The organism is Arsenophonus sp. PmNCSU2021_1 (assembly GCF_036919435.1).
GTDB classification, from domain to species: Bacteria; Pseudomonadota; Gammaproteobacteria; order Enterobacterales; family Enterobacteriaceae; genus Arsenophonus; species Arsenophonus nilaparvatae.
Genome location: NZ_JAZHPL010000006.1, coordinates 608,259 through 617,707, shown reverse-complemented (window position 1 = coordinate 617,707; position 9,449 = coordinate 608,259). Strand labels below are relative to the sequence as shown.

Annotated in this window: 11 protein-coding genes; all 11 read right to left on the bottom strand. The window is 62.0% G+C overall.

What is annotated here, in order from left to right:
• Nucleotides 1–7: 7 nt before the first annotated feature.
• Genes V3224_RS16145 through V3224_RS16095 form a run of 11 tightly spaced genes read right to left on the bottom strand, consistent with a single transcriptional unit; the run spans nucleotide 8 to nucleotide 9,448 of the window.
• Complete coding sequence (locus V3224_RS16145) at nucleotides 8–1,234, bottom strand: tail fiber protein (protein WP_334471692.1); 1,227 nt, start codon at nucleotides 1,232–1,234, stop codon at nucleotides 8–10.
• The gene (locus V3224_RS16140; RefSeq protein WP_334467934.1) at nucleotides 1,234–1,785 is read right to left on the bottom strand and encodes a YmfQ family protein; all 552 of its coding nucleotides are present in this window, start codon (nucleotides 1,783–1,785) and stop codon (nucleotides 1,234–1,236) included. The genes V3224_RS16145 and V3224_RS16140 overlap by 1 nt, the downstream gene beginning before the upstream one ends.
• Nucleotides 1,776–2,855 (bottom strand): baseplate J/gp47 family protein, encoded by a 1,080-nt coding sequence (locus V3224_RS16135; RefSeq protein WP_334467932.1) that lies wholly within the window; start codon nucleotides 2,853–2,855, stop codon nucleotides 1,776–1,778. Before V3224_RS16135 ends, V3224_RS16140 begins: the two co-directional genes overlap by 10 nt.
• Nucleotides 2,856–3,293, bottom strand: a complete 438-nt coding sequence (locus tag V3224_RS16130; protein WP_334467930.1) for a phage GP46 family protein — start codon at nucleotides 3,291–3,293, stop codon at nucleotides 2,856–2,858.
• Nucleotides 3,290–3,895 (bottom strand): phage baseplate assembly protein V, encoded by a 606-nt coding sequence (locus V3224_RS16125; protein WP_334467929.1) that lies wholly within the window; start codon nucleotides 3,893–3,895, stop codon nucleotides 3,290–3,292. The genes V3224_RS16130 and V3224_RS16125 overlap by 4 nt, the downstream gene beginning before the upstream one ends.
• Nucleotides 3,888–5,003, bottom strand: coding sequence for a phage baseplate assembly protein (locus V3224_RS16120; protein ID WP_334467928.1), 1,116 nt, complete (start codon nucleotides 5,001–5,003; stop codon nucleotides 3,888–3,890). The genes V3224_RS16125 and V3224_RS16120 overlap by 8 nt, the downstream gene beginning before the upstream one ends.
• Nucleotides 4,996–6,345, bottom strand: coding sequence for a DNA circularization protein (locus tag V3224_RS16115; RefSeq protein ID WP_334467927.1), 1,350 nt, complete (start codon nucleotides 6,343–6,345; stop codon nucleotides 4,996–4,998). The genes V3224_RS16120 and V3224_RS16115 overlap by 8 nt, the downstream gene beginning before the upstream one ends.
• 9 nt (nucleotides 6,346–6,354) lie before the next feature.
• Nucleotides 6,355–8,487 (bottom strand): tape measure protein, encoded by a 2,133-nt coding sequence (locus V3224_RS16110; RefSeq protein WP_334467925.1) that lies wholly within the window; start codon nucleotides 8,485–8,487, stop codon nucleotides 6,355–6,357.
• Nucleotides 8,488–8,490: 3 nt separating this feature from the next.
• On the bottom strand, nucleotides 8,491–8,634 hold the full coding sequence (locus tag V3224_RS16105; protein ID WP_334467923.1) for a hypothetical protein: 144 nt from the start codon (nucleotides 8,632–8,634) through the stop codon (nucleotides 8,491–8,493).
• Nucleotides 8,612–9,073 carry a hypothetical protein gene (locus tag V3224_RS16100; RefSeq protein ID WP_334467921.1) on the bottom strand — a complete coding sequence of 154 codons (462 nt, stop codon included), beginning with the start codon at nucleotides 9,071–9,073 and terminating at the stop codon, nucleotides 8,612–8,614. The genes V3224_RS16105 and V3224_RS16100 overlap by 23 nt, the downstream gene beginning before the upstream one ends.
• Before the next feature lie 9 nt (nucleotides 9,074–9,082).
• Nucleotides 9,083–9,448: a phage tail tube protein gene (locus V3224_RS16095; RefSeq protein ID WP_334467919.1), complete on the bottom strand. Its 366-nt coding sequence runs from the start codon at nucleotides 9,446–9,448 to the stop codon at nucleotides 9,083–9,085.
• Nucleotide 9,449: the final 1 nt, after the last annotated feature.

Here is a 9,449-nt window from a genome sequence, read left to right as displayed (position 1 = left end):
AACATTATCAGGCCGCCCTGACAATGTAGTTAAACGCGACATTTCGCGGGCGGGTTTCGCTACCGCCTGCATTAGACGTTGTTTTGTCAATGAATAGAAAAGAATCATTATCTCCATCCGTAGCACGTGAACCTGTATCTGCATTATACCCTACAGGCATTTTTTCTTTATTGTTTGCGTGGCCTAGTGGACCATCATCTTCAACATAATACCTGTCCCGATAACCATGAGCGTGGCTCTCGAGTGATGCAGTTTCAGACGATAAAACCTTACGCCTAGGATTCACGCCTCGCCCAGCATCCCAGCCACGAATAAACTCACCACGTAAATCAGGGAGTTTTCCTGATGGATAGGCGAGTGCTAAAAGCGGGTATTTTTTCTTATCGAATGGCTCACCGTTGCAGATAAACCAACCGGTCGGCGCTCTTTCAGCAGGCCAAGGCAGGGGAATACCTACCGGGATTTCGACACGCAATACTTCGGGTGTAACAGCATGAACATCTGTGGCAGTTAGCTGCACATCCTGAGTGAGAGTTTTGCCGTTAATTTTACGCTGATTGGGTGTGGCATTTTTAGCCAGATTTACCGTTTCCGTTAAACCAAGGTTTTTTATAAATTGATTTTTGTCCGGGATGTCGGCCCCATTCTCATTTTTTGCCAGTTTTTGACTCAAAATTTGCATGACGTTTTCAGCAAATTTGGGGTTATTGCTGATCGCTTTCGCCAGCTTGTTCAGCGTATCTAAATCAGACGGCGCTTTGTCAACAACCGCATTCACCCGGTCATTGACCGCTTTAGGCGTCGCGGCGGTAGTTTCGTCCGCGCTGCGAGGGGAACTGTTTAACTGCACTATCCCTTTGCGGTGAAGCGTCGCCTCCTGAATGCCGTCCTGGGTCGCCAGCTTGCCCAGGCCCAGATGCGTACGGGCCTTTTTCTGTGCCCCTTTGCCCGCTGCGGCAATTTCCGCCAATGCCTGGGTTTTCAGTAACGCCTCCTGACCGATAATCGCCCGGATAGCCAACGTCAGCTGGTTTAGCTTGCCCTTATCCGGGCGGATGCCCGCAGCTTCCAGCAAGGCCAGTTGTTCGGCTTGCTGGATATTGAACCAGTCCTCCCCCGGCCAGCTGATGCCCTTGTGGCCGTCACCCTCGGTAAACCATAACGGCGTAGTGCTCTGGGTTTCTTTCAGCGGCGGCATGGTGGCTATGCCGCTGTTGTTATCTAAAAAATACATTAGCCTTTCTCCTTTTTGTCAGCATACACATAGCGAAAGTCCTGATGCGCCGGCTTATAGCGGTTTAACAGGCATTCGAGTATCCCGGCGTAATAAATACGCAGCGGCGTGGTGATCGGGTCAAGCACATGCATCGGGCGATAGTCCACGTGGGTCTCAATCGTCACCATCGTGACCCACTGATTATCCGGCAAGGTGCTCAGGCTCACCGTAAAGCCATAAGACCGCGCCAGGTCAATGTAAAACTGCCGGTTGAGGCTCGGTTTCATCCGCAGCTTGTTGGCCGCATAGCGCTGGCGCTCATCGATACCGGCATCGTCGCCGATATCACAGTCCGGTAGCCCTAAAAAACGCTCCCAGTCAGCCAGCAACCGTGTGGCGGTCAGCGGAAAACGCTCGGCCAACAATTGCTCGGCGCGTTCGGTGACGCGTGCTGTGCTGCGGGCCAGGCCGTCGGCCAGCGACGCCAGCAGCGTATCCGGCGCTTTGTCCCAGGCCAGGCCATTAGGCAGCAATTGCAGCAGTGCGCGTTGGTGTGCTTTTAAAGCCATGTGATATCCCCCATCACCAGTAGCTCGGTTTTTCCGCTACTGACCGGCGTCAGCGGGGTTTTCAGGGCGTAATCATCCAGTCCGCCTATCCCGGACAGCACGCGCCAGAATGCCGAGGGCAACAGGGTTTCGCCCGGTTTGGCCGCGGTGTAAAACAGTTGCCTGAGCGCCTCGCGGATACGGGCCTGGTTATCCGGGGTATTGGGGGCGATACGCAGCGTGATATCGACCTTTTTTGCCCCCGGCGCAAACACCGTCACCGTCGGCCCCTCCGGTTGGCCGACCCACTCGCCGGTGGCCGGGTCCCGGTGGCGCGCGAGATAGTCGGTCACCCGCGCAATATCGGCCGGGCCGGGGAAGATATCCGGGTGATGGTCCATCACGAAGGTCACGCCCACCGTGCCCGCCCCGTTCCAGGTGGGCAGACACCAGCTGCGGGTGACGCCCGGCACCTCGCGCGCCCAGCGCTCGTAATCCCAGCGTGTGCCGCCGCCTGGGGGAAACTGCACCCGATACAGCAGGCGCGACAGCAATTCCTCCACGCGCTCGCGGTCAGCGCCGCCCCGGATCCCGGGCGCATCGGTCAGCGCCTGCGGGGCCACCCCGGCAACCGGGGTGACAAAACCGAGTGTCTGTCCCGCACCGCAGTCACCTGCCAGCCCCGGCTGGTCGGCCTCGACGTTAACCGTTAAGGTTCCCGCCTTACCTTGGGCGGCGTCTGTCAGGCGGTAAAGCGCGCCGTCGGCCCGTTGCAAACGCGCGCCAACCGGCACACTGGCGGCATCATACAGCGACAGCCTGACCGGGCCGCTGGCCCGGGCGGCCTGCTTGCGCACCACGCCCCAAAAGGCGCAATGTTTGAGCAGCTCGCTCTCGTCGGCATCGCTCGGAATAATCTGCCGGGCTATCCAGCCCAGGTGCTCATGCTCCAGCGCCGACAGCCCGGCCTGCGCCATCGCCATGGCCCCCAACAGACTGTCCTCGGCCGGCAGCGCGCCCGGCAGGCGTTGCGCCACATCCTGCTGCGTCTGGCTGATAAGCTCGCCGAGCGTGGGTATCTGATACGGCATTTACATCCCCTCCAAACGGGCTTTAAAGGTAAACGGGCGCGCACTGCCGTCCTTGAGCGTCAGGCGCACGGTCAGCCGCAGCCAGCCCGGCAGCGGGGCACTCGCCTGGCAATGCAACTGGCTGATCATCCCGGCGTCCAGCAGGCCACGCAGCGCCTCATGGGCGTAGGCTTCTGCCCGCGCCAATACCGCAGGCAGCGCCTTTTCCCGTGACAGCAGCCACAGCCGAGAACCCACCGGGCGGTCGCGATAACTGTCCGCCCACCATCCGCGCCGGTCATGGCCACCATCCGGCAAACGGTCGGAGATCTCAGCGCGCCGGTCGGTAAACAGACACAGCAGCACCGTGGTCGTCAGACTGTCGTCGGCGAGTAAATCTGCGCCCGCCTGTAACAGCATCCCCTCGCCATTCATCCAGCGCAGCGCCGCGTCGCTCATTGCGGCCCCCCGGTCAGACTGCCCTGGCCATTTTCCTGATGGCGGTGGGTGCTGTGTTTGACGCCACCGATAACGGCTTCCGGCGCGGCAAAGGGACCTTGGGACTCCGCGTTCCCGGCAATCGTCATGTTCTGTTTCACCGTCAGGTTTTTCTCAATCACCACATCATCGGTAAAACGCGCGGTCGGGGTGTTAAACACCGCCTCCTGCTCGGCGACCACTTCCAGTGTTTTACAGGTGATGATGCAGCGCCCGTCCCGGGTCAGACGCAAGCGATGCCCTTCATAGTGATACAGGCCGCTATCCCCGGCGGGCAGCCCGGTCGGTCGATAACGGCGGTCTTCTATCACCAGGACTGTCGCCTGATCACGACTGCCGCCCAGGCAGGCAAACACCACCTCAGCCCCCGGCAACGGCACGCTGATATGCCCGTATTGTTGCGGGCGCTCGACCTCATCGAAGGTTTCGCCGTCCAGCGCCGTCAACTGGACGTTTTGCGCTTTCAGACCGTCATTCACCCCGGTCAGGACGCCCCGCCCGAACAACAGGCGGATCCCGCGCATCACCGGGGCAAGCAGGCGTTGCAGTGCGATATTACTCATCGAGTTTATTCCCCTGGTTAAGCCAGGCCCGCACCAGGCCATCGACGCCACCGTCAGCCCCGTTGGCCTGACGCTCCGCCTCCGCCGGCACGATAAACGCCTCGCGTGGGGCAAGAATTAGCGTTGTACGCTCCCCTTGGTCTGCATCGAGATCAAACCGCACCTGGCTAATTAAAAGGTCACGACTGACCATCGACAGACGCGGCGCAATGACGCGAGTCAGCCGGTTGGTCTGCCACAGTTCGCCGCTTTCGCGCCGCCACCCTTTGACCACGGCGGTAAAGCGCTCTGACTGGGCCAGTGCCCGGCGACTTTCCCGCAGCGCGCGCGCCCGTGCGGTGGCGGGGGTCAGTTTGCTGTCAGCCAGAATCACTTTGGGGCGGTAACGAGCAATCGCGGGATCGTCGCTTTCTCCCTTGGGGGCAGCGCGTAGCGCGTTGGTGTTGGCGTCGCCCGCGTGCCCACCGCCGCCGCCGTGGCCTTTAACCAGATATTGACTGTGGCGATCGCGCCAGTCTTCGGTGTACTCGGCGGACAACAGATTTTCCCCCAGACGCAGGGTGTCAGTGGCGGTGTTCGCCGCCTGGGTAAACACCAGATCGCCGTCGGCATCACTGGTCACCAAAACGCCCCGGTGACGCGCCGCCCGGCTCAGCACATCCGCCACGCTTTCAGACAGTTCAAGGGTAAAGGAGGTAAAGGGTTTGGCGGCCTCGGGGTCAGACACCGCCCAGCGCACCGCAATGCCAAAAGGGCTGCACAGGTCTTGCGCAATCTGTTGCAGGGTGCGGTGACGCCATTGACCGCCCGGATAGATCGCCGAACAATCCACCAGATCGCCGGTTTTATCCCGGCCCTTTATCGTGACCTGTGCCGCGTCGGCCCCCATCTTGTGCGATACGCTGTCCAGGTAGCCGGTGATGACCGGTTGCCCGTCAAGGGTCAGCGCCAGCGCCCCGCCGGCGCGCAGGCTGTCGGGCAACGCCTGGCCGGGCATCATGATCCCGAGGGTAAAATCCCCGGCCAGACGCGCCAGCCCCCGGGTAATGCTGACCGAGAGCCAGTGGGTAAAAATCCGGTTGTCGATGCGCAACGCCACCTCAGCCACCGAGCACCTCCACGCGCTCGCCACCCGGCACAAACAGCGGATGACGCAGCCGGTTGCGACGAATAAAGCGCGCCGTGTCACGCGCATCGCCGGTGATGCGGTACAGGGTCACCAGCGCCGGCTCGGTGATTGTCACTGCGGCCTGGATCAGGCCGGGTAACGCCACGCCGCGATGGGATAAATCCGCCACAAAGGCGCGGCTTAACGCCCGCACCTGCAAGGCCAGGCTCTGATAGCCCAGCGCCGAGCTGGTCAGGGCACACGCATCCAGTCGGCGCGCGACCTGCTGGCTGACGCGCACCACATCCGGCGTACTTTCCAGCCAGACGCTGGCGCTGTCACTGAGCGGCAGCGGGGCGGGCGAGACCGTGTGTGGCAACACCTGCGCCGGTGCGTTTGGGCCGACCGCCGCCAGACTGGCGGTAAGCAGGGACGACAACATCTGTACCTGCACCACCGCCACCGCCAGGCGCAGCGTATTGTGCAGCAGTTGCACCGTGGCGCGAGTGGCAGGTTGCAGCCCCTGCCTATCGCGCAGGCGATCCTGACGGACCAAAGCGCTGTCCAGCCGGTCGGCCAGCTGGACTATCTGGTGCTGGAGAGCGCCGGGCTGCGGGGAGACTGGCGCGCGTGCCCGGTTTTTTATCTGCTCAGGTTGGGGGTAAGCCGGCAGGCGCTGTATGCCCTGAAAAATGCCCTTGAAGGCCAGCGCCAGGCGGTCGGGGGTGGTGATAATGCCCTGGATATTGCCGCGCAGGGCGGTAAACGAGGCGATAAAGCTCTGCATATCGGCCAGCAGCCCCAGACCCGTGAGGGCGCTTTCCAGCGTGTTGGCCTGCTCGCTAACGGTATCCATTAATGCCTGCGCGTCATGCAACGAGGTCTGCCAGCCGTCAGCCAGGGTGGAAAAGAGTGCGGCCAGCGTGCCATCCCCTAAGTGATTGACCACCCCAGCGGTATCTTGCGCCACCGTAGGGGCGGTCTCATCGGTCACCGGCACCACCGTGACGGTAAACTCCACCAGACGCTGGTTATCGACGCTGTAGCGGCTTTCAAAATGTTCAACCAGCACCGACAGCGTACCCCAGTCCGGGTGCAACAGCTCGCCCGGTCCCGGCGCATTGAGCGCCTGCGTCAGCCGTACCCGCTGCGCCTGCACATCATCGCCGGTCAGTGACAGGGTGAAGGTGTGCTCAGGCAGTTTTTTTCCTAAATCGTCTGCCCCGCCGTGTTCGCGCAGCGGATATTCCCGCCGCACCACCCGGCGACCGCCGCGACTGCGCTGCTCTTTGTAAACCCAGAAAGGCACGCCGCGAAAGCGGCCCTGACCGGTACTTTTCATCTGCGCACCTCAATAAATATGATAATTATCGCCGTTATACACATCGAGCTGTAAGCCAAAGGCGTTGCTGTCGGTGACGGCGCTGTTTTGCAGCACCAGGCCCGGGGCCAGGGCGATACGCATGTCGGCCTGGGCTTTCACGGGTGGCGGCATCGCCTGTTGCTCGTCCTGCTTGTCCCACCGGGCGTAGATATCGCCCAGCCAGCCGCCGAGTTTTTCGCCGAGCACGCTACCCAGCATCGAGCCGGCCACTGCCCCAATCGGGCCACCGATGGCCCCGACGAGGCCGCCCACCGTTGCCCCGGTTGCCGACCCCAGTGCGCCACCTTTATCCTCGGCGCTGGCATTCTTGTCCAGCAGCGTCGGGGCCAGCGACAACGCCGTCAGCGCCGGGCCGCCCAGGCGCATTGCGCCGCGCCCGAGTGCCCCCGTAGACCGTCCCAGCCAGCCGGTGAAACCGGATAGCCGCGCCGTGGCCCCACCCAGCAGGCCACGCGCGCGCTGCCCCATATCGCGCAACCCGCCGCCCACACCGGACAGCCAGCGCCCGACCGTGCTTACGCCCGGTAGTCGGCTTAACCGTGCGCCAGTGCGATTGACCAGGCCGCCAAAGAAGCCTGAGACGGCGGAGGCCGCCCGCCCCAAACGGGAGCGCGGCACCGAGAGCGCTGGACGGCCCGGACGCAGGCGCGAGCCTTTACGGCGGGTGCGTCCGCTACCATCGACATAAGTCTCACTGCCACCCCCGACGCCGCCCGCCGGCCAGTTGGTGACCAACACGCTCACCGGCGCGCCCAGTCCGCCGCCCATCGCAAACGGTGCGGGACCAGGCAAACCCGCCGGGGCATTTTTGCCGCGCCCACACCACCACCGATAAGCCCGCCACGGATAGCGTACCGGCGCACTCGACAGCCCCCAGGCGGGACGGGCTATCGCCATGCCGACACGGGCCAGTTTCGAGGCGACGTAAATCGCCAGCATGGCTTTGGCGGTGTTAGCGGCATATTTGCCGATAGTGTCGAGGGTGTCGCCGTAACCGGCTTGGCGTAGCGCTATCAATTCAGCATTGACCCGGTTCAGGCCATTTTTAAACAGCGTGACCCCACGGCGGGCGCTGTCGAATACGCCATTAAAACGACTGGCCAGCCGGTTGGCCCATTGGTCCTGCAAACCGCTTTCCTGCGCCTCGCCGGCAACATCCAGAAAGTCTTTTAACTCGGTTTTAAGCCGTTTAAACGGCCCTTGATTCATTACCTTGACGGCGAACTGCTGCCAGACATGACCCAGCTGGGAAGTGAGTCCCGTCCACGAGTTCATGGCGTCTTTCTGCGCCCCTTTGGCCTGCTCGCGCAGCGCCTGGAACAACAGCGCAACCGATTTTGCCCCGAGTAACCCTTTTTCGCCTTGCTGGGTCAGTTCGTTACGGCTTTTGCCGAGCTTTTCTGCCAGCACGCTATAGACGTCAATGCCATAGCCGGTCAGCAGGCTTGCATCCTGCGCCTGAATGCTTTTGCGCGAATACATCTGTTTGAGCTGAAGAGAGGCTCCCTGGGCTTCCGGCAGCGTCCAGCCGTGTCGCGCACCCTGGTCTTCCAGCATGGTAATAAAGTGGCGCGCTTCTTCACGGCTTATGCCAAACCCGCGACTGGCGGTGTATTCCTGCACCACCCCTTGCAATCCCCAGGTAGAGTCCTTGGCATTCTGTAGCGCCCATTTCAGGTCAGCGTCGGTCTGGGCTTTATCATGATGGTTCAGGGAGTTCAGACGCAGCGTCATGTTTTCCATTGCCGCCGCCGGGTCGATAAAGGCTTTTTTCAGGCCAACCAGTGCCGCGCCCCCGGCCAGCAGCCCGTAAAGGCGTGCTACGCCGCCATAGGCCGCCTTGGCGCGCGTCTCCAGATGGTCAAAACCGGATGACACCGACGCCAGCCCCAGGCGCAGACCGCTAAAGGTGCGCTGGCCCTGATGGCCCAGCCGGTCAAGCTGACTTCCCAGGCTATTCGCCCGCAGACCGAGACCGTGCAGGGATGCGCCGCCTTGCCGCCCCATGCCGACCAGACTTTGACCGAACAGCCGCGCCTGCCGGGGCAGGGTGCCCAGCAGGTCAACAATGACGGCGGCTTTGACTTTTTTTTCTGCCATCGGTTACTCACGCTGTAATAAATGGGTGGCTTGCTGGCAGTGCCGGTAGAGCCGGATTAACGGCAGGGAAAGCGCCCAGTCCATGCCCGATTTGGTAACGGTTGCGAGCATCAGCGCCGCTTCCTCAATTTTTTCCCGACACTGCATCCAGTCGCCCCGCATCAGCCGCCAGCTGGCCGGCCAGCGCGCTGCCGCCCAGACGCTGGGCGATGATAAGGCGTTCAATATCCCGCGCCGACAGGCTTTTCAGTTGCAGCAGCGACAATGGGCCGTTGAGGTTGCCCAGCCGGGCGACCTGGCGGCGCAGCAGCTCAAACTCCACCATCGCTGGCGAACGCACTAACTCTGAGCCGTTAGCCGTCTGCACCACCCGCTCGGCGGCCAATTCGGCATCAATAATGTCCTTGCCGGTTAATGGCCGCAGGGTGACGTCCGTATGGCGCTGTTCATCATCACCGCTGCCGGTGACCAGACCGTCAACCAGGGTCAGTTGCCCGCGCGCCAGTTCGTCGGCGACACTGGCGATATCCGGCGACACCCCTTCAACCTCGTGGGCCGCCGCCAGGGTTTCCATGCTGTGGGTCATGCTTGCTCCTTACGCCACACGCTGGCTGCGAATGGCGGTAAATTTGGCGGAAATTTCGCCCGCGTCCGTCAGGGATTCTTCCCCGTTGCTCCAGGCGTTGGTCATCATGTGCGTTTCGCCGGAATCGGCGGCAAACTCCAGCGTGACATCGTGCCAGCCGTTGATGACGTCCACACTCAGATCACCCCGCGCCGGGAATTTGCATTCCAGCGTGGCGGCGCGAGGTGTCGATTTGTAGCCATAAACGCGTGCGCCGGTCACTTCCTCGCGTTTTTCCCCGGACGGGGTAAAGGTGGCCCCCGTCAGGGTCGGGTATTCCTGCCCGTTAACCCGGACAATGGCCTTGCCCTGGTATTGCAGTTTGCCAAATGCCATC